The 25899-nt window shown below is 62.4% G+C and carries 22 protein-coding genes; 18 read left to right on the top strand and 4 right to left on the bottom strand.

The window, feature by feature from the left end:
- Window positions 1-76: 76 nt before the first annotated feature.
- On the top strand, window positions 77-886 hold the full coding sequence (locus V1471_RS04415) for a DNA-binding transcriptional regulator (RefSeq protein ID WP_434287108.1): 810 nt from the start codon (window positions 77-79) through the stop codon (window positions 884-886).
- Between the two features lie 505 nt (window positions 887-1391).
- Entirely contained in the window at window positions 1392-2870 is a 1479-nt protein-coding gene (locus V1471_RS04420; RefSeq protein WP_434287109.1) for an alkaline phosphatase family protein, read from the top strand.
- Window positions 2871-2877: 7 nt separating this feature from the next.
- On the opposite strand, the gene V1471_RS04425 is transcribed toward V1471_RS04420, so the two are convergent.
- Window positions 2878-5514, bottom strand: a complete 2637-nt coding sequence (locus tag V1471_RS04425; RefSeq protein ID WP_434287110.1) for a cation-translocating P-type ATPase — start codon at window positions 5512-5514, stop codon at window positions 2878-2880.
- Between the two features lie 199 nt (window positions 5515-5713).
- Between V1471_RS04425 and V1471_RS04430 the strand changes: the two genes are divergently transcribed.
- Window positions 5714-6043 carry a DUF3817 domain-containing protein gene (locus V1471_RS04430; RefSeq protein WP_434287111.1) on the top strand — a complete coding sequence of 110 codons (330 nt, stop codon included), beginning with the start codon at window positions 5714-5716 and terminating at the stop codon, window positions 6041-6043.
- 15 nt (window positions 6044-6058) lie between these two features.
- Here V1471_RS04430 and V1471_RS04435 read toward each other — a convergent pair whose 3' ends face one another.
- Window positions 6059-6823: an IclR family transcriptional regulator gene (locus V1471_RS04435; protein ID WP_434287112.1), complete on the bottom strand. Its 765-nt coding sequence runs from the start codon at window positions 6821-6823 to the stop codon at window positions 6059-6061.
- A 215-nt stretch (window positions 6824-7038) separates the two neighbouring features.
- Here V1471_RS04435 and V1471_RS04440 point away from each other — a divergent pair, with 215 nt between their 5' ends.
- The 9 genes from V1471_RS04440 to V1471_RS04480 all read left to right on the top strand — a co-directional run bounded on the left by V1471_RS04440 (window position 7039) and on the right by V1471_RS04480 (window position 16140).
- Window positions 7039-8052 carry a TRAP transporter substrate-binding protein gene (locus V1471_RS04440; protein WP_434287113.1) on the top strand — a complete coding sequence of 338 codons (1014 nt, stop codon included), beginning with the start codon at window positions 7039-7041 and terminating at the stop codon, window positions 8050-8052.
- Window positions 8053-8149: 97 nt separating this feature from the next.
- Window positions 8150-8665, top strand: coding sequence for a TRAP transporter small permease (locus V1471_RS04445; protein WP_434287114.1), 516 nt, complete (start codon window positions 8150-8152; stop codon window positions 8663-8665).
- Entirely contained in the window at window positions 8665-9972 is a 1308-nt protein-coding gene (locus tag V1471_RS04450) for a TRAP transporter large permease (RefSeq protein ID WP_434287115.1), read from the top strand. The genes V1471_RS04445 and V1471_RS04450 overlap by 1 nt, the downstream gene beginning before the upstream one ends.
- Window positions 9973-10076: 104 nt before the next feature.
- Window positions 10077-10385: a 2Fe-2S iron-sulfur cluster-binding protein gene (locus V1471_RS04455; RefSeq protein WP_066709525.1), complete on the top strand. Its 309-nt coding sequence runs from the start codon at window positions 10077-10079 to the stop codon at window positions 10383-10385.
- A gap of 37 nt (window positions 10386-10422) precedes the next feature.
- Window positions 10423-11736 (top strand): Rieske 2Fe-2S domain-containing protein, encoded by a 1314-nt coding sequence (locus V1471_RS04460; protein ID WP_434287116.1) that lies wholly within the window; start codon window positions 10423-10425, stop codon window positions 11734-11736.
- A 90-nt stretch (window positions 11737-11826) separates the two neighbouring features.
- Complete coding sequence (locus V1471_RS04465; RefSeq protein ID WP_434287118.1) at window positions 11827-13287, top strand: glutamine synthetase family protein; 1461 nt, start codon at window positions 11827-11829, stop codon at window positions 13285-13287.
- Entirely contained in the window at window positions 13287-13622 is a 336-nt protein-coding gene (locus V1471_RS04470) for a 5-carboxymethyl-2-hydroxymuconate Delta-isomerase (protein ID WP_434287119.1), read from the top strand. Before V1471_RS04465 ends, V1471_RS04470 begins: the two co-directional genes overlap by 1 nt.
- A 176-nt stretch (window positions 13623-13798) precedes the next feature.
- Entirely contained in the window at window positions 13799-15469 is a 1671-nt protein-coding gene (locus tag V1471_RS04475) for a tetrathionate reductase family octaheme c-type cytochrome (protein WP_434287120.1), read from the top strand.
- Window positions 15469-16140, top strand: coding sequence for a cytochrome b/b6 domain-containing protein (locus V1471_RS04480; protein WP_434287121.1), 672 nt, complete (start codon window positions 15469-15471; stop codon window positions 16138-16140). The genes V1471_RS04475 and V1471_RS04480 overlap by 1 nt, the downstream gene beginning before the upstream one ends.
- A 155-nt stretch (window positions 16141-16295) precedes the next feature.
- On the opposite strand, the gene V1471_RS04485 is transcribed toward V1471_RS04480, so the two are convergent.
- Window positions 16296-16865: a YcbK family protein gene (locus V1471_RS04485; RefSeq protein ID WP_434287122.1), complete on the bottom strand. Its 570-nt coding sequence runs from the start codon at window positions 16863-16865 to the stop codon at window positions 16296-16298.
- A gap of 731 nt (window positions 16866-17596) precedes the next feature.
- Here V1471_RS04485 and V1471_RS04490 point away from each other — a divergent pair.
- The 4 genes from V1471_RS04490 (at window position 17597) to V1471_RS04505 (ending at window position 21930) form a co-directional block, all read left to right on the top strand.
- A complete protein-coding gene (locus tag V1471_RS04490) occupies window positions 17597-19165 on the top strand; it encodes a L,D-transpeptidase family protein (protein WP_434290860.1) in 1569 nt (522 codons plus the stop codon).
- A gap of 122 nt (window positions 19166-19287) precedes the next feature.
- Window positions 19288-20349: a UDP-3-O-(3-hydroxymyristoyl)glucosamine N-acyltransferase gene (gene lpxD / locus V1471_RS04495; protein WP_434287124.1), complete on the top strand. Its 1062-nt coding sequence runs from the start codon at window positions 19288-19290 to the stop codon at window positions 20347-20349.
- 106 nt (window positions 20350-20455) lie between these two features.
- Window positions 20456-20722 carry an acyl carrier protein gene (locus tag V1471_RS04500; protein ID WP_434287125.1) on the top strand — a complete coding sequence of 89 codons (267 nt, stop codon included), beginning with the start codon at window positions 20456-20458 and terminating at the stop codon, window positions 20720-20722.
- Complete coding sequence (locus V1471_RS04505; RefSeq protein ID WP_434287127.1) at window positions 20719-21930, top strand: beta-ketoacyl-[acyl-carrier-protein] synthase family protein; 1212 nt, start codon at window positions 20719-20721, stop codon at window positions 21928-21930. Before V1471_RS04500 ends, V1471_RS04505 begins: the two co-directional genes overlap by 4 nt.
- Before the next feature lie 76 nt (window positions 21931-22006).
- Here V1471_RS04505 and V1471_RS04510 read toward each other — a convergent pair whose 3' ends face one another.
- The gene (locus V1471_RS04510) at window positions 22007-22660 is read right to left on the bottom strand and encodes an invasion associated locus B family protein (protein ID WP_434287128.1); all 654 of its coding nucleotides are present in this window, start codon (window positions 22658-22660) and stop codon (window positions 22007-22009) included.
- Window positions 22661-23293: 633 nt separating this feature from the next.
- Between V1471_RS04510 and V1471_RS04515 the strand changes: the two genes are divergently transcribed.
- The gene (locus tag V1471_RS04515) at window positions 23294-24907 is read left to right on the top strand and encodes a helicase HerA-like domain-containing protein (RefSeq protein WP_434287129.1); all 1614 of its coding nucleotides are present in this window, start codon (window positions 23294-23296) and stop codon (window positions 24905-24907) included.
- An 80-nt stretch (window positions 24908-24987) separates the two neighbouring features.
- Window positions 24988-25887, top strand: a complete 900-nt coding sequence (locus tag V1471_RS04520; RefSeq protein WP_434287130.1) for a bestrophin family protein — start codon at window positions 24988-24990, stop codon at window positions 25885-25887.
- Window positions 25888-25899 lie beyond the last annotated feature (12 nt).

Genomic DNA, 25899 nt, shown 5'->3' on the forward strand with positions numbered 1-25899 from the left:
AACGTTTGTCTCTGCTCTGGCCTCTGGCCCCGAGCTGTGAGAGGATGCCCGCCACGCCCACGAGATCGGCTTATCCATGCCCCGCGACCCGTCCCGACTGAATTCCGGCGCTCCGCCCGTGCGTTCGCTCGCCCGCGGTCTGGCGATCCTGCATTTCGTCAACAAAACCGGGGCCACACGTCCGGGGGAGATCGCCCAAGCGCTCGATCTGCCCCGTCCCACCGTCTATCGCCTGCTCGAAACGCTCGAAGAGCTGGGCTATGTCGCCTTTTCCGCCAGTTCCAGCACGGTGCGCGTTACCCGTCTCGCCTCCGCTCTGGGCGACGGGTTTTCGTTGAGTTCGGAGGTGGTGCAGATCGCCGGGCCGATTTTGGCCGATTATGCGAAACGAGTGATCTGGCCGCTCGATCTGACGGTCTATCACAACGCTGCCATGGTGGTACAGGAAACCACCCATGGCCGTTCGCCGCTGTCCATCGACCGGGGTATGAGCGGGGTGCGCCTGCCGATGCTGCATACCTCTGCGGGGCGCGCCTACCTGGCGTTTTGCCCGCCGGAGGAGCGGGTGCGCATCCTCGATCATCTGCGGGCGCTGGGGGCGGAAGACGATCTGCCCCTGCTTTCGGAGACCGTGCTGACACCGCTTTTGGACGAGACCCGGCACCGGGGCATCGCCATCCGGGACAGCGGCCCGTTCCGCCCGGAAACCGCCGCGCTGGCCGTGCCTGTTCGGGTCGGAGAGACGGTGCCCGGCTGTGTGTCCCTGATCTGGATACGCAGCGCCATGAGCAAAGAGCAGGCGTTGAACGACTATGGCAACACGTTGAAAGAGGCCGCCAGAGAGATCGCAGCCGCCCTGCATATAACCAATTCATCATCTTGTTGAGCCTACCTTCGGAGCGGTTCGACCGTGCCTTCGCCGCAGGTGCCGCCGATGCTGGTGCAGGCTGTAGGTTCGCCGCGCGGTTACCAGTTTGCCGTTGAGACGGCTGACAGCCTCAGTGCGCCTTTTTCGGGTGTGGCGGGGATCAATGCCTATCGTGAAGATGTGCGTCCCCGCACTATGGCTGCGGGTCGTGCAGCCGCTTCAGCCGGGCGTTCTCATCCTCAAGAACGCGCAGTTTCCTTGCGTCTGGGACATTCATGCGGCCAAACTTGGCGTCGCCACTGTCGCTCGAACCAATGGCGCTCTCAATGGTCGTATCCTCATGTTGGAAGGATAGACCCCCATCGTTCCAACACTTTTCTTACAGCATTGAAATTCCTCCCGTGTGCGCCATTTCACCTTTCTCATAGATTGTCGGCCGCTTCTCAAAGCGGTTGGCGTGCTTGCTTGCCAAATCTGCGCAACCGGTCAACAGTCGGGCGCGACACTGAGATGAGGTTTGAGTATGACCGCCGGGAAGCCCCAAAAGAATGTGCTGTTCATCGTTATCGACCAGCTGCGCGCCGATGCCGTGTTCGGTGCGCTTGCCGAGGCGGTGCCGACGCCGAACCTCGATGCGTTTCGCGCCGGTGCCGTGAGCTTTGAGCGCCATTTCACCGTGACTGCGCCCTGCGGCCCGTCGCGGGCGAGCTTGCTCACCGGGCAATATGCCATGACCCATCGTGCGATCCGCAACGGTGCGCCTCTGGCACCGGGGACGGGCAACATCGCGCTCGAAGCGCGCAAGTTGGGCTATGAACCCTTGCTGTTCGGCTACACGGATGTGCAGCCCGATCCCACCGGCCTGCATCCGAATGATCCGGACAATCGCATTTACGAAAGCGTCCTGCCGGGGTTTCGCGAAATCGTGGAGATGCGGCTGGAGCAGGGGGCGGAATGGCCCGCTTATCTTAATTCCAAAGGCTATGACACGTTTCAGGTGGAGAGCTCGGACATCTGGCGGCTCTACCGGCCCGAAGGCGATGTGTTGGGCGGTCCCGCGCTTTATCGCGCGGAGGACAGCGACACGGCCTATCTGACCGATCGGACGCTCAGCGCCATGGCGGTGCGCCGATCAAAACCGTGGTTCGCCCATGTGACCTATATCCGCCCGCATCCCCCTTTCGTCGCCCCCGCGCCCTATAACGATTTGGTTGCCCCATCGAAGATGCCTGCACCGATCAAAGGCGCTTGTGATCATCCTTTCGTGGCGGCATGGCAGTCGGAGCGGAGCCAGTTCGGCATGTTCTGGGGCTTCGATGGCGATTGCGCTTCGATTTCGGAGGAGACTGCGGCCAAGGTGCGCGCGACCTATCTCGGGCTTTTGGCCGAAGTGGATCATCATGTCGGGCGGCTGATGCAGTTTCTCGACGACACCGGGCAGAGGGAAAACACCATGGTGGTGCTCTGTGCCGATCATGGCGAGATGCTTGGCGATCACGGGCATTGGGGCAAGGACAGCGTGTTCGAGGCGGCGTATCACGTGCCGCTGATGATCCGCATGCCGGGCGGCGTGCCGGGGCGCGTGACGGCGCTCACGGAAAGCGTCGATATTGCGCCGACCATCCTTGAGTGGCTGGGCGGTGTGGCACCCGCACAGATGGACGGGCGTTCGTTGATGCCCTGGCTCAGAGGGGAAGCCCCGCAAGACTGGCGCGATGCGGTGATGATGGAGGTCGAATTCGGCGAGCCGGGTCAACCGACACGGTTTGAGCGCGCATTTGGCCTGCCGCCCGAACACTGTCGTGCGGCGATCCTGCGCGAGGCGCGGTGGAAATACGTGCATTTCGCGGGCGGCGTGCCGCCGATGTTGTTCGATCTCGATAGTCCCGAAGGCGAGCGATTGAACCGCGCCGGGGATGCCGCCTGTGCCGGTGAGCTGTCGCGGTTGCGCGGGCGGCTTCTGGATCGGCGTATGGCGGCGGCCAGCCGACCGTTTGGTTGATCCCGCCTCAATCGTGGGCGCGCACGAGATAGGCGGTGCCAAAGATCAGAGGCGCAAGGCTCATGCCGAGTGCGAGAAGAACGCCCGTATGGCCGGGGTAGGGCAGTTGCAACAGCGTCGCCAGACCGGGGATCAGCACGGCCCCGGCGATCAGCAGCAGGCAAAGCGCGATCGCGCCCCAGACATAGGGATTGCCGATGTCACCGTCGCGCGACGCCCGGCGGCCCGGCGCGCGGGCGTTGAACACGTTCCAGAGCTGCGCCAGAGCGAGCGTCAGAAAGGCGACGGTCACGGCCTGATGCGGCGGCAGGGCCAGATGGCGCAGCGCGAGGAGGAAAGCCGCGATGGTGGCAAGCGTGATTGCACCGCCCAGTACCATCACCCGCCGCCAGTCGGCCCGGCGCATGATCGGCTCGGCGGGATCGCGGGGCGCGCGCTCCAGCACGCTTGCGTCACCGCGGCTGAGGCCGAGGGCGAAGGCGGGGAAAATATCGGTGACGAGATTGAGGAACAGGATTTGCAGCGGCAGAAGCGGCGCCGGAAGCCCTGCGCCGACCGCCAGCCCGACCACCAGAACCTCGCTGATGTTGCAGGACATCAGGTAGACGACGAATTTGCGGATATTGTCGAAAATGATCCGGCCTTCGCGCACCGCTGCGACGATTGTCGCAAAGGAATCGTCGCGCAGCACCACATCGGCGGCTTCGCGGGCGACCTCCGTGCCGCGCTGGCCCATGGCGATGCCGATGTCGGCTTTGCCGAGCGCCGGGGCATCGTTCACCCCGTCGCCTGTCATCGCGACGACATGGCCCGCGTTCTGGAAGAACCGCACCAGCGCCAGCTTGGTCTCCGGGGTGACGCGGGCGAAAACGTCGCTTTGGGCGACGCACGCGGCTTCCGGACCGTCCAGATGCTCGGGATCGAAACCCGCGAGATCTTTGCCGATCAAAGCCTCCACCGTGCCATCGCCGATCCCGGCGTCCGAGGCGATGCGCGTGGCGGTGGCGGCGTGATCGCCGGTCAGCATGATCACCCGAATGCCCGCGCGGTGGCAGGCGGCGATGGCGTCCGGGATGTCGGCGCGCAGCGGGTCGGCGAGCGCCACCAGCGCCACGAGGGTCAGACCTGCGTAGGGCGCGGCGTCGGGCAGGGGATCGTGTTTCATCGCCAGTGCCAGACAGCGCAGCCCCTCGGACGCCATGGCCTGAGCGCGGCTGCGCCAGTCGGCGCGGGTCTCTGGGGAGAGCGGGCGGGGGCCCTCCGGGGTCAGCTCTTGTTCGGCGGCTGCGATCACCGCTTCGGGCGCGCCCTTGACCGCATAGAGAAAGCTCGCGCCTTCGGCATGGACTTGAGCCATTATCATGCGCTCCGGGTCGAAAGCGTGCTCGGTGACGGGGCTGTCCGGCCCCTGCGCAAGACCTGCGCGCTGCGCCATGCTCAGGAGCGCGACCTCCATCGGGTCGCCGGTGGGCGGGGCTCCGAGCTCCGGTCCCACGTCGGCAGAGTTGCATAGCGCCCCGATGCGCATCGCCAGTTCCAGAGCCGAACCGGGAGGCGGGGGCGCGACAGTTCCGGGCGGAATCGTATGCGCGCCGTCTTCGGTCAGATAGCGCACCACGGTCATCCGGTTCTCGGTCAGCGTGCCGGTCTTGTCGGTCAGGATCAGCGTCGTCGCGCCCAGCGTTTCGACCGAGGACAGCCGGTTGATCACCGCGTTGCGCCGGGCCATGCGCCACATGCCGCGCGCCAGACAGAGCGTGGCGACCACCGGCAGCCCCTCCGGCACGGCGGCGATGGCAAGCGCGACACCGGTCTGGACGATCTCGCCCAGCGGATGCCCGCGCAGCAGCCCCGCGAGAATGGTCACCCCGGCCAGCGCCAGCATCAACCAGACCAGCTTTTGCCCCAACCGGTCGAGCCGCGCCTCAAGCGGGGTCGCCTCCGGCTGGGCCTCGTGAACCAGACGGCTGATCCGGCCGATTTCTGTCTCCATGCCGGTGCCGATCACAAGCCCCTCGCCGGTGCCGCGGGTGATGGCGGTGCCTTTCCACGCCATGGAGCGACGCTCGGCCAGATCGGTGTCGGCGGGCACGGGGGCGCTGTCCTTGTCGACCGGCACGGCTTCGCCGGTGAGGATCGACTCGTCGGCCTGCATTCCGGCGCACCGGATCAACCGCAGATCGGCGCTGACGACATTACCCGCCTCCAGCACGACGATGTCGCCGGGCACGAGGTCTTGTGCGGCGATCATTTGATCCTGCCCGTCGCGACGCACCCGGCAGCGGGTTTCGGCGAGATGCCGCAGTGCCTCCATCGACCGCGTGGCCTGCGCTTCGGTGAGAAATCCGATCAGCCCGTTGATCAGCAGGACGACGAGGATGGCGAGCGCTTCGGGAAGATCGCCCATGGCGAGCGCCAGAGCGGCGGCCGCAGCCAGAAGATAGACCACGACGCTTTGAAATTGCGCCAGAAGGATGGACAAGAGGTTTCGGGGTTTTCGCTGTCGCAGATGGTTCGGGCCGTACACCGTTTGCCGCCGGGCGACCTCTTCGGCGCTCAGGCCCTGTTTCGGGGACACGGACATGCGCGCGGTCAGTTCCTCGACCGGTTTGGCGTGCGGCGTTTCGGGGATCGGGGAGGGCATGGGCGATCCTGCGGGCAGTGTTCTTTGGCCCCAGCCTAGGAAGTCCAGGCGGCTTTGTCCAATCGACGGGTCAGCCCTGCGGCAATGCGCGCGGGTTCATCCCGGCGGCCCGGTTTGCTAGGATCACGCAAACCGCTGTCCAGCCGCTGCACTCAGCTTCGCCAGACGTCCCAAAACAAGATCGCACCGGAGTGCCGCCATGACCCAGACCCCCGCGCCCCAAAACAAACGTTTGTTCTCTCTGTTCCGCGTGATCGCCCTGATCGAGGGCGTGACCACGATCCTGCTGTTCTTCGTCGCCATGCCGATCAAATACGGGCTTGAGAACCCGAGCTGGGTCAAGGTGATGGGGCCGGTCCACGGCTATGCCTTTCTCGCCTATATCGCGCTCATGCTGATCGTGATGCGCGGCATCGGCTGGCAGGGGCGCGACAAGGGCAGGGCGTTCGTGGCCTCCCTCGTGCCGCTCGGCACCTTTATCAACGATCCGTTTCTCAAACGTCGCGGGGTTGAGGTCTACGGGCGCTGAGGTCGCAAGCCGAACTTATTTCAAAGCGGTCGCGATCTGCGCCGCGTAGCGGTGCAGGATTTCCGTAAGCCGGTCGTAATCCTCGGGCCGGATCGCGGTTTGCGGTTCCGACAGACCGAGTGCGGTTTCGGAACGGCCCAGAGGCCCCACGGGGACGGAAATCCCTACCGCACCCGCCTCGAATTCGCCCTCGACGATGGAAACGCCACGCTCACGCGTCCTGCGCACCGCCTCGGCGATCTGGTCGCGCTCCATCAGCGTCTCGGCGGTGAACCGCTCGATCTCCAGCGTCTCGATCATGTCTTCGGCCCAATCCGTATCGCCCCAGGCGAGCAACATGCGCCCGATCGAGGTGCTCAGAAGCGGCAGGCGGCTGCCGACCGTGAAACCGAAGGTGTAGCGGGCGTTCTGTTGCGAAGATTGCGCGACATAGACCGCGTCCGAACTGTCGCGCATGGCGAGGCCGACGCTATAGCCCAACTCGCGGGCGCACATTTCAATGAGGGGCTGGATCACCCGACCGAATTCGTTGCCGCGTAAAAAGCCGCTGCCCAGCACAAGCACATGCGGCGTCAGCGAATAGCGATTCTCTTCCTTGCGGACATAGCCGAGATAGACCAGCGTCAGAACGAGACGCCGCACCACGGCGCGTTCGATCCCTGTGAGGCGTGAGATTTCCGCCAGCGTGAGCCGGCTGTGAGTCTCATCGAAGGCGCGCAGCACCGTCATTCCCTTCATGAAAGTCAGGGAAATGTCTTTGGTCGGGATTTCGCTCTGCACGTTTCTTGCCCTTGATCTTCGGTTCTTAAAAAAAGCGGCCCAAATATTGTGCCTTTATTGTATGACCCACGGCAAGGCCCGTCGACAGGCTCTTTGAGGCTTGACAGGTCTGTGCGTATTGGGACCACTTGGTATATTATCGCACAAACCTGATGAAACCCAAAAGGGACACAGGGTCTACATACAGCAAATCCAACAGGGAGAAATGGATAGCCATGCTGAAAAAAATCGCTCTCACCGGCGCTCTGGCGCTTGGTGTCGCAGCCCCCAGCCATGCCACCGAAACGCTGCGCTATGCGCATTTCATGTCCGCCGCCAGCTGGCAGAACCAGACGATCTTCGAAGACTGGGCCACGGCGGTCGAAGAAGCCTCCGGCGGTGCAGTCGATGTTCAGGTCTTCCCGGCGCAGACGCTGGGCAAGGCGGCGGCAGGGTATGACAACGCCGTTACAGGCATCGCCGACATCGCATGGACCGTGCCGGGCTATACCGCCGGGCGCTTCCCTCTGAGCCAGATCATGGAGCTTCCAGGCCTGTTCAAAACCGGTGCGGTCGGCTCCTGCGCTTTCCAGAAGCTCTACGATTCCGGCGCTTTGGATGAGGAATATGCCGACACGCATATCATCTTCGTGCACACTCACGATCCGGGGCATCTGCACACCTCCAAGAAACCGGTCTATACGCTCGAGGACATGAAGGGCCTGAAACTGCGCCGTCCGACGCAGGTGGTGGGCGAGCTTCTGACCAATCTCGGTGCCGAGCCGGTGGGCATGCCTGCCCCCAACACCTACGAGTCGCTGCAACGCGGGGCCATCGACGGCTACATGCTGCCGTGGGAAAGCGTCGACAGCTTCCGTCTTGACGAGCTGACCGAATATCACACCGTGTTCGGGTTCTATGCGCTCGCCTTCATCTCGACGATGAACAAGGCCAAGTATGAATCGCTCTCGCCCGAAGCGAAAGCCGCTGTCGATGCCAACTCCGGCATGAAATGGGCGGTGACCGCAGGCGGCGGCTATGACAGCGAAGGCGCGAAAGTGCTGGAGCGTCTGAAAACCGAGTCGACCGTGATCGAGCTTTCCGACGAGGAGCGGGTGAAATGGGACGCCGCGGCGCAGGCTGCGACCGACAGCTATATCTCCTTCCTCAACGGTGAAGGCCTGCCGGGGACGGCGACCTATGAGGCTGTGAAAGGTTATGTTACGGACTGTGAGACCGAGCTGAACTGAGCTCCCTCATGATCCCGGCGGGCCGTTCGATCCCTTTGCGGCCCGTCATAACCAAACCTGTCCAATTCCAAAGCTGACACAAGTCACAGGAACGCACATGCTTATCTCCGCAATCCGGCGCATCGCCGGATGGATGGAGGCCGCCTGTCTCGGCATTGCGGCGCTCTGTCTGCTCTATATGGTCTTTGTCGTGGGCTTTAACGTGCTCGCGCGGATCGTTTTCGACGCCACCGACACGGCGGTGAATTTCATGATCCCCGGTGCGATCGAACAGGTGTCTTACCTGTTGGGCATTGTTGCGCTTGCGGCGCTCGCAGCTTCGCTGAGCGGCGGCATGATTGCGGTCGACCTGTTGGTCGGGCGGTTCCCGCCCTTGCTCAAGGCGCTGGTCGCGCGGTTGTGGTTCGTCGGTATTCTGGCCTTCGCCCTCGTGCTGGTCTGGCTGTTCTGGCATGAAACGCAGGCCACATTCGCCCGCTCCGAGGAAACCCAGGACCTGCGCATTCCGATGTTCCTGATCTACGGGCTTTATACGCTCGAATGTCTCGCCTTGGCCGTGATCGCGCTCAGAGAAGCGCTCACCGCCGATGGCCACCATGCGGAGCTCTCGTGATGACGCCCTTGATCATCGGATATATTTCCATCGCTGTGATGTTCGTCATCGTCATTTTGGGTGCGCCGATCGGGCTGGCCATGATCGCTGTGGGCTTTGCCGGGTTTTCCGCCATCATCGGCATCTCGCCCGCGCTCAGCATCCTGAAAACCGCCACGTTCGAGACGGTGACGAGCTATTCTTTCACGCTCATTCCGCTGTTCCTGCTGATGGGCAATCTGATCTCGCGCTCGGGCGTGGCCGCCGATTTGTTCCGGGGCGCGCTTTTGCTGACCCGTGGCTGGTCCGGCGGGCTGGCGGCGGCGGGGGTGACGGCCAGTGCGGTGTTCTCCACCGTCTCGGGATCGTCGCTCGCGACCGCCTCCACCATGACCCGTGTCGCCTATCCGGAGATGAAATCCCACGGCTATGACACCCGTCTCGCCACCGGATCGCTTGCCGCCGGCGGCACTCTGGGCATCCTGATCCCACCCTCCATCGCGCTCATGCTCTATGCGCTGATCACGGAGCAATCGGTGGGCACGATGTTCCTTGCGGGCATCCTGCCGGGTATCCTCGCCTTCCTGCTCTATCTCGTCACGATCCTGATCATGGCGCGGATCTGGCCGCCGGAAGAGGGCGCGTCGCAGATCACCGACGCGGAGATCGCGCCCAAAGGTCATTTCGAGATCCTGCGTCTGTTTGCGCCCTCCCTTGTGCTCTTCGGCCTCGTCATGGGCGGGCTTTACGGCAATTTCTTCACGCCGACAGAGGCGGGGGGCGTCGGGGCTGCGCTCGCACTGATCTTCGCGCTCTGGCGCAAGGTGCCGCGCACAGAGTTGATCGCCGCGTTCACCGAGATCATCGCCACCAGCGGTTCGATCTTCCTGATCCTGATCGGGGCGGAGGTGTTTGGTTTCGTGCTCTCCACCTCCCAGCTCTCAAACGCGCTCGTTGATTTCCTGAACACCAGCGGCTTCGGCCCCTGGCAGGTGCTGCTCTCCATCCTGCTGTTCTACGTGATCCTCGGTTGCTTCATGGAAAGCCTCGCGATGATCCTCCTGACCGTGCCGATTTTCTTCCCGGTGATCCTCGCCAACGGGTTCGACCCGATCTGGTTCGGGGTGATCGCGGTGGTGACGGTGGAGCTTGGCCTGATCACGCCGCCCGTGGGCATGAACCTCTTCATGGTCAAAAGCGCCTCGCGCGGCACGTCGCTGTCGAAAATCATGGTCGGCGTGATCCCTTTCGTGATCACCGATGTGATCCGCCTCGGCATCCTTCTGGCTTTCCCGGCGATCTCTCTCTTGCTCACCGGACGGCTTTAACACATCCCGCGAAAACCGGTCTTCCGGTCTTCGCATGTTTGAAATCAAAATACACCAAATGGGCGATAATGCACCAATATCTGCCCATATCTGAGGAGACCAAGATGACATCCGTCCCCCTGATCTTTCGCCAAAGCGACGGCTCCGAGACGCCGGTCGAGGTCCAGCCCGGTCGTACCGTGATGGAAGCCGCCGTGATGGCGGGCATCCCCGGCATCGAAGGCGAATGCGGCGGCAGCCTGTCCTGCGCCACCTGTCACGTCTATGCGCCCGAGGGGTTCGAAGCCCCGGGCGACTATGAGGCCGACATGCTCGATTTCGCGGAAAGCCCGCGCCGCGAGACCAGTCGGCTGTCCTGTCAGATCAAAGTCACGCCCGAGCTTGCGGGCACCGTTTTCGAGGTCCCGGCCTGAGCCGGACCTGTCCATTCATAGGAAGGAGATCCCCACCATGATGAGCCAAAGCCAGAACGACAGCCTGACCCGCGTGGGTCCGGGAACCGATGCGGGTGAGGTGTTGCGCCGCTATTGGCAACCCGCCGCCCTGTCCGAAGAACTCAACACGAAACGCCCGGTGGTGCCGGTACGGCTGATGGGCGAGGACCTCGTGCTGTTCCGCGACAGCGAGGGCAAGCTCGGCCTCATTCAGCGCCACTGTCCGCACCGCGGTGCCGACATGTGTTTCGGGCGTCTTGAGGACAACGGGCTGCGCTGTCCGTTCCACGGTTGGCATTTCAACCGCGACGGCCAATGTGTCGAGCAACCCGCCGAGCCCGAAGGCTCGCGCATGCATGAAAACATCAAGGCACGTTCTTATGTGGTCGAGGAACGTGCGGGCATCGTCTGGGCCTATATGGGGCCGGGCGAGCCGCCGGAATTCCCGAATTTCGACTGTTTCCGCGCGCCCGACAGCCATGTCTTCGCCTTCAAGGGCCTGTGGGAATGCAACTGGTTGCAGGCCATGGAAGTGGGCATCGACCCGGCGCATGCGTCTTTCCTGCACCGTTTCCTTCAGGACGAGGACCCGGCGGACAGCTACGGCAAACAGTTCCGCGACAAGGCGGCGAACACCGAGATCCCGATGACGAAACTGCTGCGCGAATACCCGCGCCCGGCGATCTCCGTCGACGAGACCGAGTTCGGCATCAAGATCACCGCACTGCGTCATCTCGACGACGGTCGTGTGCATGTGCGCATCACCAATCAGATCTTCCCGGAAGCGATCTCCATCCCGATGAGCCGGGAGATGATCATCACCCAATGGCACGTGCCGATCGACGATGAGAACTGCTACTGGTACTCGATTTTCACCAGCTTCAAAGAGCCGGTGAACAAGGAGCTGATGCGCGAACAACGTCTCAAGGAACACCGCCTGCCGGATTACGCGCCCTTGAAGAACAAGCGCAACAATTACGGCTACAACCCGGACGAGCAGGAGCGCGAGACCTACACCGGCATGGGGCTGGATATCAACGTGCACGACCAATGGGCGGTCGAAAGCATGGGGGCGATTCAGGATCGCACCGATGAACATTTGGGCAAATCCGACGTGGCGATCATCAAATATCGCCGCATGCTCCGGGCCGCGATTGCGGCGCTCAAGGAGGGCGGTGAAGATGCCCTGCCGATGCAAAAGGTGGACGCTTCGACCGTCTTCGGGCCAATCTCCGTCGACGCGATTGCCGAGGACGGCGATGTCGATGCAGCCTACAAGACCGAGGACGGTATCCGTCGCGGCGGCTGCTCTTGGGATGCCATCATCTGAGCGCCGCTCCGGTTGAAAAACGCCATTTCGACGGGCCTTTCGGGGCCCGTCGCAAAAGCCAACCCGTCAAAGTCAATGGGGACCACACGCATGACCTCCGCCTATCTCGAAAAACTCAGCTCTGGCCGCCTCGCGCACGAGGGGCTTTTGTCCGCCGCCCAGGTGCAAAAGGCCGCCGATCTGCTGGCCCAGCTCGATGGCGGCAAGGTGGAGACGGTGCGCGTGGTCTTTGCCGACCAGCACGGGCTGTTGCGCGGCAAGACGGTGACGGTGGGCGCTTTGGCCTCGGTGTTCCGTTCGGGGCTGAACCTGCCCGGCACGCTGTTGCTCAAGGACACGTCGAACCGCACGGTGTTCCCGATCTGGGACGGCAAAAGCGAGGGCGTCATGGCGACCATGTCGGGGGCGGGGGATATGTTGCTGGTGCCCGATCCGGCGACGTTTCGCATCCTGCCGTGGTCGCCGCATTCGGCGTGGCTGTTCTGCGATCCCTACACGCGTGACGGCACTCCGATCCCCTTTGCGCCGCGCCCGGTGTTGCGCAAGGCGGTCGAGAAGCTTTCGGGGCTGGGGTATAGCCTTGTCGTCGGGCTTGAGGTCGAATTCCATGTGTTCGAGCGGGACGGCGACAGTCTTGGCCACCACGAGGCCGGGATGCCGGGTCAGCCGGTCAGGACCAAGCTTCTCGATCAGGGCTACCAATACCTTGCGGAGACGAATTACGACCGGCTCGAACCGGTGATGGACCTTCTGCGCCGCAACGCGCAGGCTTTGGGCCTGCCGGTGCGCTCGACCGAGGTGGAAATGGGGCCGAGCCAGTTCGAATTTACCTTCGAGCCCGCCGATCCGATGACCCATGCCGACAACATGATCATGTTCCGCACCATGGTCAAAGAGGTCTGCGCCCGCGAAGGCCTGCACGCCACCTTCATGTGCCGTCCGAAACTGCCCAACAGCGCGTCGAGCGGCTGGCATCTGCACCAGTCGCTGGTGAACGGCAAGGGCGAGAACGTGTTTATCCCGGCGGAGGCGGGCGCTTTGACGCCGGAGGTCTCGGCATGGATCGCTGGCCTTCTGGCGCACGCTTCGGAAAGCTGTCTGCTGACCACGCCGACGGTCAATGGCTACAAACGCTATCAGCCCTTCCAGCTCGCGCCGGATCGGATCGAATGGGGCTATGACAACCGGGGCGCCATGGTGCGGGCGCTGATGGTGCCGGGGGATGGGGCGAGCCGGATCGAGAACCGCGTGGCCGAGCCGACCGCCAACCCGTATTTCTATTTCGCGTCGCAAATCCTGTCGGGTGTGTCGGGGTTGGAGCAGGGGCTGACCGCGCCGGAACCGGTCGAGAACCCCTATGACAATGACGCCCGGGCTCTGCCGCCGAGCCTGATCGCCGCCATCGAGGCCTTCGAGCGGGGCAGCCTGTTCCGCGACGCTCTGGGGGCGGAGTTCACGGAATACATGTCGACGCTGAAACGCGCCGAATGGAAACGCTATCTCAGCATCGTCACCGAATGGGAACAGCACGAATATTTCGGGATTTTCTGATGCCGCATGTGGTGATTGAGTATTTCTCAGAGGCGGGCATCGACCGGGAGGCCGTCTTGCTCGCCGCGCTGGAGACGGCGGCGGGGAGTGGCGTGATGCAGCGCGCGGATATCAAGGTCCGGCTCTTGCCGTCCGAGGCGATCCTGTTCGGTGACGGGCGGCGGTCCTTCATCCATATGACGATTTCGATGCTGACGGGGCGAACGCCGGAGGCGAAACTTGGACTGTCGCAGGCCATGGTCGCGAAGATGCGGCAGGTCTGTCCGACGATTGAGGCGATCAGCGCGGATGTCCGCGATATGGACCCGGAGGCCTATAAGAAATCCCTGGTCTGAGGGGGGCGAGAGGGCTGGCCGGGCAAATTGTTTCACGGTTTTGATCGGAAAACCCGGCGATCAAGCGATTTTCAAAGATGCATTTGCGATAGATCAAAGAGGCGGAGCATGCACTCGTATTCATTGGGGTGAATTTATACCACGCGCGAGGTGACTTGCGTGAATGGGAGGAGCACATGCACGCCAGCCGCAAAACATCCGCGTTCGCCCGCCGCGCTTACGGCCTCGCGTTCGGCCTGACATTGGGCCTGAGCGCCAGTGTCGCTTTCGCGCAGGAGGTGATCCCGCCCGTGCCCGGAGAGGGCTCGACGGCGGATCACTCGAAATTCGAGATCCTGCAACAGGAGTTCAAATCCGGCCCAGAAGTCACGGCGGCCTGTCTGTCCTGCCACACCGAGGCGGACGATCAGGTCATGCATTCGATCCACTTCCAGTGGGAATTCGACAACCCGGTGACGGGCCAGACGCTTGGCAAGTCCAAGGTGATCAACGCCTTCTGCGGCAACGTCGTCGGCAATGAGCCGCGCTGTACCTCGTGCCACGCAGGCTACGGCTGGGACGACATGCACAGCGCGCCGCCGCAGCAATCGACCGCGGTCGATTGTCTCGTCTGTCACGACCAGTCCGGGCAATATGCCAAGCTGTCGACCGGGGCCGGGCATCCGCCGCTGGGCGATATTCCGGGCGAGCCGGTCAAGGGGCAGACGATCACCGGGGCCGATGCCTGGGCGGTCGATCTGATGAAATCGGCGCAAAGCGTGGGGATGCCGACGCGCGAGAATTGCGGCCAGTGCCATTTCTACGGCGGCGGCGGCGACAACGTAAAGCACGGCGATCTGAGTTCCGCGCTTTACGATCCGGACATCCACACCGACGTGCATATGTCGAAGGACGGCGCCAATATGGTCTGTTCCGATTGCCATACGGAAGAGAGCCACAACTGGGCCGGGTCGCGCTATCTGATGGATGCGAAGGACACGATCGGCACGGGTGAGCCGGGCGAACATCGCTTCTCCGCCTCCTGCGAAAGCTGCCACGGCACCGAGCCGCACCCGATCAATCTCAAAGGCATCAAGCTCAACGACCACACCGACAAGGTGGCTTGTCAGACCTGTCACATCCCGGAATTCGCCCGCGGTGGAGTTGCTACGAAAACCAAATGGGACTGGTCGACGGCTGGGCGCCTGAATGAGGCCGGCCAGCCGATTGCCGAGCATAATTTCACCCAAAGCGACGGGCAGGAGCTTCATACCTACCTGTCGATCAAGGGCGATTTCGAGTGGGGCGAGAATGTCACCCCCTATTACGCCTGGTTCAACGGCGCGGTGGAATACACCATGCCGGAGGAAGAGATCGACCCGACGCAGGTCGTCGAGATCAACAAACTCCTGGGCACACCCGATGGCGAAGACAGCCGGATCTGGCCGTTCAAACGCATGATCGGGCGGCAGTCCTATGACGCGGGGTACAACAAGCTGGCCTATAGCCACGTCTGGGGGCCGACCACGGACACCGCCTTTTGGACCAATTACGATTGGGGTAAGGCGATCGAGGCGGGGATGAAAGCCGCAGGCTCGCCCTATTCCGGCGATTACGGGTTCATCGACACCTATATGTATTGGCCGATCACCCATATGGTCGCGCCCGCCGCCGAGGCCATGGATTGCGTCGAATGCCATGCGGAAGACGGGCGTCTCGTGGGCCTCGCGGGCGTTGTGATGCCCGGCACCAACCCGAATTCCATCGTCGGGCGGCTGGGTCAGCTTCTGGTGCTGCTCTCGGCGCTTGGCGTCCTCGGCCATGGTCTGTTGCGGCTCCTGTCGCACGGTAAAGGAGGAACCCACTGATGTCCAAACGTTTCGTCAAGGTTTATCCCCGGTTCGAGCGGCTCTGGCACTGGACGCAGGCGCTGCTTATCGCGGTTCTTATGTTCACCGGGCTGCGCGTCAGCGGCGTGCATCAGGCTATTCCCTTCGGGCCTGCGGTGATGCTGCACACGCTCTCGGCTCTGACATTGCTGGTGGTCTGGATCTTCGCCACCTTCTGGCTGTTCACCACCGGCACCTGGCGGCAGTTTCTGCCGAAGGTCGAAGGCATGCTCGCCACCGCGCGCTACTATGCCTACGGCATCTTTAAGGGCGAGGAACCACCTTACCAAAAACAGATGCTGCGCAAACACAACCCGCTTCAGGCCGCGACCTATTTCGGGCTGAAATGGGCCGTCTTCCCGGCGATCTGGGTCTCTGGGATCATCTACCTGACCTATAATTTCTGGGACAGCGGCTCGGACAGCACCTTCGTGCTTCAGATCGTGCGCAACATTCACCTGCTGGCGGCCTATGTGATCTTCGCCTTCGTGATTGTGCACGTTTACCTGCTGACCACGGGCCATGGCTTCCGCGAACATGTCAAACCGATGGTGACCGGCTACGATTGTATCGAGTTGACGCCGGAGCAGGAAGCCTATCTCGAGACCAACGAACCGGGACGGTTGAAACCGGTGGCGCCTGCGGAATAGGGCACGCCATCAGAACTGAGACAACGGCGCCGTTCTGGCGCCGTTTTGCGTTGCGGAACACAGTGCAGGACAGATCCGGCCAATGAAAAAGCCGCCCGGATCGGGCGGCTCGACAGGTTCGGCTGTTCGGGATCAGCCCTGTGTCCTGTGGTGTCTTAGCCGTTCCAGGTGCGGACCACGCCGCAATCCATGTGCACGAAGTTGGAGCCACGGTAAGTGCCCACGCCACCGGCGGAGCAGGATTTCGCGGCGGAGGCCATCTGGGTGATGGAGCGCGATTTCAGGCGAAGATCGGCGGCCTGACCCTTCATGTGCAGCGAGTTCTTGGCGACGCCACCGGAGCGGGCGCGCAGCATGGCGTTGGTTTCGGGGGAGCGGTAACCGGACAGGAGCATATAGGGCTCGTCGGTTTCCATCAGGCGGTGCGCGGCGGTCATGATGTCCACGGTACGCGCGTCGATCGCCTTGAGCTTGGAGTTGCGCCAGTCGCGCATGAAATAGGTGATTTCCTTGAGCGCTTCGGGGATGTATTCGCCTTCGACCCAGTAAATCGTGTCGATGCTCTCACCGGTGCGGCCCGAGTACATGTTGATGCGGCGGATGTCGCCGGAGCCACGCAGGAAGCCAGCGGCATTGGCATAGACCGGAGCTGCGCTGATGGCTGTTGCTGCAAATCCGCGAAGAAGCCCGCGGCGTGAAATCACACCCGATGTGGTTTTGGTCATTCTCAAAAGCGTCCCGTCGCTTACCTGTTCCCGCCTCATGCGGCCTTGCTGTTGCGTGCCGATTGTTTCGACACTTTTTGTCGTTTGTTTACGACATTCTTTACCATGTTTTCCTTAGCGCCATGACGGATGTCAAATCCAGCATGTTTTTCAGGCCCTTTTGTCGGATCATCAAAGGCATTTTGCCCATAAATCCGTCGGAAACACCGTAAAGTAACGATCTGTTCACCGTTCTGGCAGCTTTATGGCACATTGCGATTCTTCGGCCAAGCATCGGTTTGCCCGGATTTGCCGGGAATGAGGGCGATCGGCAGTTTTTTGCGCAAATAGCAGCTATCCGCTTGTCTGTTGCCGTAAAAACACGCGCATGTGCCCCGCGAAAGGGTGAAAAATGTCTCATTATTTAGGCGCAGAGCAAACGCAGGATGTGCGTTGGCTCGGTCTCCGCCCTGAAAATGCTCTCTGAGAGGGAGGGGCGCGAGGGGCGGTCTGTGCGCGATTTAAGGGGAAAGATGGCGATTTCTTCCCTTATTCAAGATGTGTTGTGCTTTTGGCACATGTGTCCCCCGGTGCATTCTTCCCCCTGACGAAATGTCTCGATCTCCTGTAGGCTCGCCGGAATGACTACAGAATTTCGTTCGAGGATCGCCATGCTGTTTGCCCCGTTGTTCCGGCTTCCGGCCGTCACCCGTCAGACCCTGAGCGCCGTGTTTGTGGGGGCGAGTATCTCCATGGCCGCGCTGCCGCTGGCGCCGATGCCCGCACAGGCCGAACAGATTCCGGCACAACAGGTCAGCGCGCTGATGCAATCCATCGCTGAGGCGGCGTCCTCCTCGAAGGACCTGTCCGAATTCTATCGCGCCACCGGTTACAAACCGATCTTCACCGACAACAGCGCCCGCGCCAAGGCGCGTCGTCAGGCGCTTTTGCGTGCGGTGCAGGCGGCGCCGGAAAAGGGCCTCGCCCCCTATGACACCACGCTGCTCGAAGCCAATCTGCGCGCGATCAAGTCCGACCGCGATCTGGGCCGCGCCGAAGTCGCCATGGCGCAGCTCTTTCTCGATTACGCCCGCGACATCCAGACCGGTCAGTTGATCCCGTCGCGTATCGATCCGGGGCTGGTGCGTCAGGTGCCTTACCGCGACGGTGTTCAGACGCTCACGAATTTCGTCAAATCCAATCCGCAGGCCTACCTGCGCAAACTCGAACCGAGTTCGCCGGAATATGCCCGTCTCCTGAAGGAGAAGGCGACTATGGAGCGCGTTTTGGGGGCGGGCGGCTGGGGGTCGACGGTTCCGGGCTCGAAATACGAACCGGGCGAGACCGGCAATGGCGTGATCGCGCTGCGCAACCGCCTGATGGCGATGGGCTATCTGCCGCGCTCGGCGGCGACCTCCTATGACGGGGCGATGACTAAGGCCGTCCAGATCTTTCAGATGCAGCACGGGCTGACCCCGGATGGGGTTGTCGGGCAGGGCACTCTGGCCGAGATCAACGTCAGCCCCGAAGAGCGTCTCGCCGCAATCCTCGTGGCGCTGGAGCGCGAGCGCTGGATCAACATGCCTCTGGGCAAACGCCACATCTGGGTCAACCTGACGGATTTCTCCGCCAAGATCGTCGACGACGGGCGCGTGACCTTTGAGACGCGTTCGGTTGTCGGCCAGAACCAGAGCGACCGCCGCAGCCCCGAATTCTCCGATGAGATGGAGCATATGGTGATCAACCCGACGTGGAACGTGCCGCGCTCCATCGCCGTGAAAGAATACCTGCCGATGATGCAGCGCAATCCGAACGCCGCGGGCCATCTGCGCCTTGTCGACAGCCGGGGCCGGACGGTGAACCGCGCCAATGTGGACTTCTCGCAATATACCACGAAGACCTTTCCCTTCGCGCTGAAACAACCGCCCTCGGATGGCAACGCGCTTGGCCTCGTCAAGTTCATGTTCCCGAACAAATACAACATCTACCTGCATGACACGCCCTCGAAGAGCCTCTTCGGTCGCGAAGTGCGGGCCTTCTCCCATGGCTGTATCCGCCTGCAACAGCCCTTCGATTTCGCATATGCGCTTTTGGCCAAGCAGAGCAGCGATCCGGTCGGCGAGTTTCAGGCGCATCTGAAAACCGGGCAGGAGAGCGTCATCGAGCTGAAGGAACATGTGCCGGTGCACCTGATTTACCGCACGGCGATCACCCTGCCGAAGGGCGGCGTTGAGTACCGTCGCGACATCTACGGGCGCGACGCCAAAATCTGGGCCGCCCTTCAGGCCAAGGGCGTACAGCTCCGTTCCGTCGGCGGCTAAACTCCGAAGGCGCTCACGCGACCGTAACAGATTGAAACAGAAGGGGGGCTTTGCGGCCCCCTTTGCTTTTCAAAGCCGATCTGAGCGCTTATGTCTTCGGCGAGACTGACGGAGAGCTGACCATGTCCATTTCGATTGCCGATCTTGCCGCGTCCCTGAATGCCCCCTTCGAGGGTGACGGGAGCCTGATCGTTGACGCCGCGCGTGAACCGCAGGATGCGGGGGCGGGCGATCTGGCGCTGGCGATGGACCCGCGCTTTGCCGGGAATATCGCCAAGGGCAAGGCGCAGGCCGCCGTGCTTTGGGAGGGCGCGGATTGGCAGGAGCTGGGGCTCAAGGCCGCCATTCTGGTCAAACGCGCGCGGCTCGCCATGGCGGGGGTCACGGCGGCTTTCGATCATGGGCTCGGGCTTGAGCCGGGGATTCATCCGACGGCGGTCATTCATGACACGGCAGAGATCGGTGAGGGGGCGGCCATCGGCCCGCTCGTGGTGATCGGCAAAGGCGCCAAAATTGGCCGCAACGCCCGGATCGCCCAGCATGTGTCCATCGGCGCGGGGGTGACGATTGGCGACGATGCGCTGATCCATCCCGGCGTTAAAATCGGGGCGCATGCCACCATTGGCGACCGTTTGATCGCCCAGCCCGGCGGCGTGATCGGCGCGGATGGGTTTTCCTTCGTGACGCAGGAGAAATCCGCCGTCGAAGAGGCCCGCGAAAGCCTCGGCGAAACCGTCGAGGCGGCAGGGCAGGCCTGGATGCGGATCGCCTCCATCGGCTCGGTGGTGATCGGCGACGATGTGGAACTGGGCGCCAATGTCACGATTGATCAGGGCACGATCCGCGCGACCCGCATCGGCAACGGCACGAAACTCGACAATCAGGTCCATATTGGCCATAACGTCGTGGTCGGCAATCATTGCCTCTTGTGCGGTCAGGTCGGCATCGCCGGCTCGACCGTGATCGGCGATTATTGCGTGATGGGTGGGCAGGCCGGGGCCGCCGACAACCTCACCATCGGGCAGGGCGCGATCATCGGTGCGGGGACGGGCGTTTTGTCGAACGTGCCGAAGGGTAAGGCGATGATGGGCTACCCGGCGGTGGCGATGCAGACCCATGTCGAGATGTACAAGGCACTCCGGCGTCTGCCACGGGTGCTGTCGAAGCTGCGCGAGAAGGGCTGAGCGCGGGGCCGCTGCATCATTTGATGGGGTCTCAGGGCAAAAAGCTGTTTCAACCGGCGTCATTTCATTTTAAATCAGGCTCAAGTTTCGGATCGGAGGGGCGCATATGTCGCAGGATGTGAAAGAGAAGATCATCGAGATCATCGCGGAACAGGCGGTTCTGGACCCGGCGGATGTCTCGCTCGATCAGTCTCTCGAAGACCTCGGGATCGACAGCCTTGGGCTGGTCGAGAGCATTTTCGCAATCGAGGAAACCTTCGACATTTCCGTGCCGTTCAATGCCAACGAACCGGAGCAGTCGGAGTTCGACATTTCTTCGGTCGCAGCCATCGTGAGCGCAGTCGAAGCCCTGATCGCCGATCAGAAAGCATGAGGCGCGTCGTTATCACCGGCGCGGGCACGGTCAACGCGCTTGGCCTCGATGTGCCTGCAACGCTCAAGGCCATGGCCGAGGGCAAGAACGGCATTTCCGAACTGGAATTCCGCGATGTGGACCGTCTGTCGATCAAGATCGGCGGGCAGATCCACGACTGGGACGCCGAAGGCCGGTTCAACCGCCAACAGATGGCGCTCTATGACCGGTTCACCCAGTTTACGCTCGTTGCCGCGCAACAGGCGATTTCCCAGTCGGGCCTTGAGTTCGTCGGCGATCTCGCTTTGCGCTCCGGCGTGGTCTTGGGCACGTCGGGCGGCGGTCTGACGACGCAGGACGACAATTACCGCATGGTCTACGAGGAGGGGAAGAACCGGGTTCACCCCTTTGTCGTGCCCAAGCTGATGAACAACGCGGCCACCAGCCACGTGTCGATGGAATACAATCTCAAGGGCCCGTGTTTCACGGTGGCGACCGCCTGTGCCTCGTCGAACCACGCCATGGGGCAGGCGTTCAACATGGTGCGCCACGGGGTGGCGACGGCCATGGTGACGGGCGGCTCCGAGTCGATGCTGTGCTTTGGCGGCGTGAAAGCCTGGGAAGGGCTGCGGGTCATGTCGAAAGATGCCTGCCGTCCGTTCTCGCTCACGCGCAACGGTATGGTGCAGGGCGAGGGTGCTGCGGTTTTTGTCTTCGAGGAATACGAGCACGCCAAGGCGCGCGGGGCCGAAATCCTCGCGGAAGTCATCGGTTTTGCCATGACCTCGGACGCCTCCGACATCGTCATGCCCTCGAAACAGGGGGCGGCACGCGCGATCTCCGGCGCGATGGCGGACGCGCGCATCAACGCTTCCGACATCGGTTACATCAACGCCCACGGCACCGGCACGGCGGCAAATGACAAGACCGAATGCGCGGCGGTGGCCGACGCCTTGGGGGCGCATGCCGACAACATCATGATCTCCTCGACGAAATCCATGCACGGCCACCTGATCGGCGGCACCGGCGCGGTCGAGCTTCTGGCCTGTATCATGGCCTTGCGCGACGGCATCATCGCGCCGACGATCAATTACGAGGAACCCGACCCGGAATGCGCCCTCGATGTGGTGCCCAACGAGGCGCGGGACGCGAAGGTCGATGTGGTGATCTCGAATGCGTTTGCCTTTGGCGGGCTGAACGCGGTTCTGGCCCTGCGCAAGGCGCCGTAAGGCGCGCGGCACATAGGACAAAGAAAAACGCCGCCCGGATTGCTCCGCGCGGCGTTTGTCATGTCTGTCAGCGGGATTATTCCGCAGGGGCCGCATCCGGGGCGGTGGGGCCTTCGCCAGTCTTGGCGGCTTCGTTCAGCTCGGTCACCTTGGTGTAGCCCGCGGTGAAACCGGACAGGGACAGTTTGAGTTTGACCGGGTTGTCGCCACGGCCCAGCGGCATGATCGCGACCATGCCCTCGTTGCCCTTTTTCATCATTTCGATATCCTCTGCAGTGAGGCCGGCGCGGACGAAGCAGCCGACCTTGTTGCAGAACTGGAACGGGTATTTGCGACCGTTTTCCCCATCGACGAAAAATGCCAGCTGCGCGGTCAGCATGGTCTCGAGCGGTGTGGTGAAGGTCGCGGCGGCCTCGACATTTTCCTGGCCGACATGGAAGATCGCGACCTCTGCGACTTCGGTGCCCTCATCGTCTTTCAGGAGCTGATAGAGCGAGCAGGGGTCGGGTTGACCCTCGGGCGCCTTGAGGCAGCGGATTTCCCAGTCGCCATTGGTCTCCAGCGTGTAGGGGCGACCGACATTGTCGGCGGGCACGGCGGTGCCATCGGCGTTCACGGGCGTGCCCGCAGACAAGGTGTTGTCCTGAGCGGCCAGAGGCTGTGCGAGGGTGAGCGCACAGGCGGTGACGGTTGCGAAAACGGAAAGTGTACGAGAGACGGAAATCATCATCTGTCCATTGCTGGTTATCTTCGGTTGCTCCTGCTCTATCATGCGCATGGCTGGCTGTCAGGGGGGGCGGGCGGAATATTTTCGTGAGGCCGGGGCGGGCTGTTGGGCGCTCAGACCAGACACCGCTTATGTCGTGATTTCCCCTGCCGTGGCCGATGTGTCGAAAAAGCAAAAGCCCCGGTTTCCCGAGGCCTTTACCGATCCATTTATCACCCACGCATGAAGCGCGATGACCATGGTTTAACTTCTCCCCATCGGACTTGGCCGACTTATTGGCTGGGACGGTATGACAGGATTGTGATGGCGTCAACGAAAAATTGCATGCGAGATATTACGGTAAAATTCCACAAAATGTGAGGCTTGCGTGCCGTTTTTCTCGGGGATCGCAGCGACCGGATATCGGCGGCCAGACCCTGCGACGCGCGATCGAAAAAAGGCCGCACCGAAGGAGGTGCGGCCAGTCTGACAGGGAGGAAGTCATTCCGAACCGAAGAGGAGTGGTCCGGATAACACTTACTCTGGCAGAAATTGGTTAAGATTGTATTGTGAGAACATACGGAGCTGAATTCCTTGGTGATTTCCGGGAATCGCATGGCTTTGGCGGGCAGACGCCGGAAACACAGAGGTAAGCGGATGAGTGAGACGGGCATGGACCGGATTTTCGTGGGCGGCGGTGGTGAGGGCTATGGCGCGGCACAAAACCTGTTGTTGAAATACGGCAACCGCCACGGGCTGATCGCGGGCGCCACCGGCACCGGCAAAACCGTCACGCTGCAAATCCTCGCGGAGAGCTTTTCGAAAGCGGGCGTGCCGGTGTTTCTTTCGGATGTCAAAGGCGATCTCTCCGGCCTCGCGAAATCCGGCGATCCTCTGGGCAAGCTGCACGAGGCCTTCGCATCGCGCGCCGAGACCATCGGCTTTACCGATTTCGGCTATGACACTTTCCCGGTCACCTTCTGGGACCTCTACGGCGAACAGGGCCACCCGATCCGCACCACAGTCTCCGAGATGGGGCCACTGCTTTTGAGCCAGCTTTTGCAGCTCACCGAGGCGCAGGAAGGCGTTTTGAACATCGCGTTCCGGGTCTCCGACGAACAGGGCCTGCCGCTTCTGGATCTCAAGGATCTGCAATCGCTTCTGGTCTGGGTCGGCGAGAATTCCGACAGCCTGTCGCTGCGCTACGGCAATGTCTCGACGGCCTCGGTGGGTGCCATTCAGCGCGCGCTTCTGGTGTTGGAAAACCAAGGCGGCGACAAGCTGTTCGGCGAACCGGCGCTGGAGCTTTCCGACATGATGCGCACCGATGTCGACGGGCGCGGGCGCATCTCGATCCTCGCCTCCGACAAACTCATGGCCTCGCCCAAACTCTACGCCACCTTCCTGCTGTGGCTCCTGTCCGAGCTGTTCGAGGAGCTGCCCGAGGTCGGTAACCCGGACAAGCCCAAGCTCGTGTTCTTCTTCGACGAGGCGCATCTTTTGTTTGACGACGCACCCAAGGCGCTGGTCGACAAGGTCGAACAGGTGGCGCGTCTGATCCGCTCGAAAGGCGTGGGCATCTATTTCGTGACGCAAAACCCCGACGACGTGCCCGAGGACATCCTCGGCCAGCTCGGCAACCGCGTGCAACATGCGCTCCGGGCCTTCACGGCGCGCGATCAGAAGGCGCTGAAACTCGCCGCCGAAACCTACCGCATGAACCCGCGTTTCGACATCGAAACGGCGATCAAAGAGGTCGGCACCGGCGAGGCTGTGACCTCGTTTCTGGAGGCTAAAGGTGTGCCGGGCATGGCCGAGCGCACACTCATCCGCCCGCCCTCGTCGCAGCTTGGCCCGATCACGGCGGCGGAGCGCGAGGAGATCGTAAAAACCTCGCCGATTGCCGGGAAATACGAGGCGGTGGTGGACCGCGAAAGCGCCTTTGAGATGCTGAAAGCCCGCGCCGAGGCGGCGGCGAAAGAGGCCGAAGCGGCAGAAGAGAAAGAAGCGGCGGCGAAAGAGGCGGTCAAAGGCCGCGACGCGCTTGAGCGCGAGTTCTCAAAGGCGCGGCGCTACGATGGCAAGAGCTATGAGCGCGGCTCCAGTCCATCCTCTGCGACCAAGACCACCACACGCAGCACCTCCTCGCGCAAATCCACGGACAAATCCTTTGGCGAGGAAATGACCAAGATGGTGATGAAGGAACTCACCGGCACCACCGGCAAACGCATCGTGCGTGGCATCCTCGGCGGGTTGTTCAAAGCCCGCTGAGGGGGCCGAAATTCGACTGGCGAATCCGCGCGGGCTTCGGCTATCGGTGCGCTCTCTGAACCCTGGATCGAGAGCAAAAGATGATCGTCCGTGAGCGCCCCAATGCCTTTGTGCTGTTCTTTATTCTGAAGGGGGCTGTGGTTCATAGAATCTGGCCCCAGCTTCTTGGGGTTGGGATTCTCTCCGGCATCATCGTGACGGCGCACCGGCTGGAACCGCTCTTCGTACCGGGGGTCAACCCGGCGGCCTTTGCCCTCATCGGGATTTCAATCTCGATCTTTCTGAGCTTTCGCAACAGCGCCAGCTATGAGCGTTGGTGGGAAGCGCGCCAGCAATGGGGGCTGATCATCCAATCTTCGCGCGATATCGCCCGCCAAAGCGCCATTTTGGACGGGGATGCGCCCGTGGCCAGCCCCGCGCGCCGTGCGCTTTTGGAGCCGCTCATCGCCTATGCCAAGGCCTGCGTCGCGCAGCTCCATCAGGAAGAGCTTCCCTACTCAGCCCCGGTCACACCGCAGGGGCAGATCAGCGCGCCCGATGCGATCCTGACAGGGCTCGCCAAACAGGTCAGCCAGCACTTGCACGCGGGGCGTCTGGCGCCGGTCGAGGCGCATCTTCTGAACGAAAGCCTGACCCGTTTGTCGCATGCCTTCGTGGCCTGCGAACGGCTGGCCAACACGCCTTTGCCCTTCGCCTATACGCTTTTGCTGCACCGGACGGCCTATATCTTTTGCCTGATGCTGCCCTTTGGGCTGGCCGATAGCATAGGCTGGTTCACGCCTCTGGCTGTGATGCTGGTGGCCTATACGTTCTTCGGGCTCGATGCCTTGGCCGATGAGTTGGAACAGCCGTTTGGCCAGATGCCGAACGATCTGCCGCTGATAGCCTATTCCGTCGTCATCGAACGCGCGATGCTGGCGGCGATGGGGGAGAAAGATCTGCCGCCAGCGGCCGAACCGCACGATTACATTTTGCGCTGATCGCTCAGGCGG

It is taken from the genome of Celeribacter sp. SCSIO 80788 (genome assembly GCF_051054295.1).
Classification (GTDB): Bacteria; Pseudomonadota; Alphaproteobacteria; order Rhodobacterales; family Rhodobacteraceae; genus Celeribacter.

Bases quoted from the DNA above. Each gene is read 5' to 3' on its own strand.
- V1471_RS04415 (WP_434287108.1), top strand. From the start codon at position 77: ATGCCCCGCGACCCGTCCCGACTGAATTCCGGCGCTCCGCCCGTGCGT.
- V1471_RS04420 (WP_434287109.1), top strand. From the start codon at position 1,392: ATGACCGCCGGGAAGCCCCAAAAGAATGTGCTGTTCATCGTTATCGAC.
- V1471_RS04425 (WP_434287110.1), bottom strand. From the start codon at position 5,514: ATGCCCTCCCCGATCCCCGAAACGCCGCACGCCAAACCGGTCGAGGAA.
- V1471_RS04430 (WP_434287111.1), top strand. From the start codon at position 5,714: ATGACCCAGACCCCCGCGCCCCAAAACAAACGTTTGTTCTCTCTGTTC.
- V1471_RS04440 (WP_434287113.1), top strand. From the start codon at position 7,039: ATGCTGAAAAAAATCGCTCTCACCGGCGCTCTGGCGCTTGGTGTCGCA.
- V1471_RS04445 (WP_434287114.1), top strand. From the start codon at position 8,150: ATGCTTATCTCCGCAATCCGGCGCATCGCCGGATGGATGGAGGCCGCC.
- V1471_RS04450 (WP_434287115.1), top strand. From the start codon at position 8,665: ATGACGCCCTTGATCATCGGATATATTTCCATCGCTGTGATGTTCGTC.
- V1471_RS04455 (WP_066709525.1), top strand. From the start codon at position 10,077: ATGACATCCGTCCCCCTGATCTTTCGCCAAAGCGACGGCTCCGAGACG.
- V1471_RS04460 (WP_434287116.1), top strand. From the start codon at position 10,423: ATGATGAGCCAAAGCCAGAACGACAGCCTGACCCGCGTGGGTCCGGGA.
- V1471_RS04465 (WP_434287118.1), top strand. From the start codon at position 11,827: ATGACCTCCGCCTATCTCGAAAAACTCAGCTCTGGCCGCCTCGCGCAC.
- V1471_RS04470 (WP_434287119.1), top strand. From the start codon at position 13,287: ATGCCGCATGTGGTGATTGAGTATTTCTCAGAGGCGGGCATCGACCGG.
- V1471_RS04475 (WP_434287120.1), top strand. From the start codon at position 13,799: ATGCACGCCAGCCGCAAAACATCCGCGTTCGCCCGCCGCGCTTACGGC.
- V1471_RS04480 (WP_434287121.1), top strand. From the start codon at position 15,469: ATGTCCAAACGTTTCGTCAAGGTTTATCCCCGGTTCGAGCGGCTCTGG.
- V1471_RS04485 (WP_434287122.1), bottom strand. From the start codon at position 16,865: ATGACCAAAACCACATCGGGTGTGATTTCACGCCGCGGGCTTCTTCGC.
- V1471_RS04490 (WP_434290860.1), top strand. From the start codon at position 17,597: ATGGCCGCGCTGCCGCTGGCGCCGATGCCCGCACAGGCCGAACAGATT.
- lpxD (WP_434287124.1), top strand. From the start codon at position 19,288: ATGTCCATTTCGATTGCCGATCTTGCCGCGTCCCTGAATGCCCCCTTC.
- V1471_RS04500 (WP_434287125.1), top strand. From the start codon at position 20,456: ATGTCGCAGGATGTGAAAGAGAAGATCATCGAGATCATCGCGGAACAG.
- V1471_RS04505 (WP_434287127.1), top strand. From the start codon at position 20,719: ATGAGGCGCGTCGTTATCACCGGCGCGGGCACGGTCAACGCGCTTGGC.
- V1471_RS04510 (WP_434287128.1), bottom strand. From the start codon at position 22,660: ATGATGATTTCCGTCTCTCGTACACTTTCCGTTTTCGCAACCGTCACC.
- V1471_RS04515 (WP_434287129.1), top strand. From the start codon at position 23,294: ATGAGTGAGACGGGCATGGACCGGATTTTCGTGGGCGGCGGTGGTGAG.
- V1471_RS04520 (WP_434287130.1), top strand. From the start codon at position 24,988: ATGATCGTCCGTGAGCGCCCCAATGCCTTTGTGCTGTTCTTTATTCTG.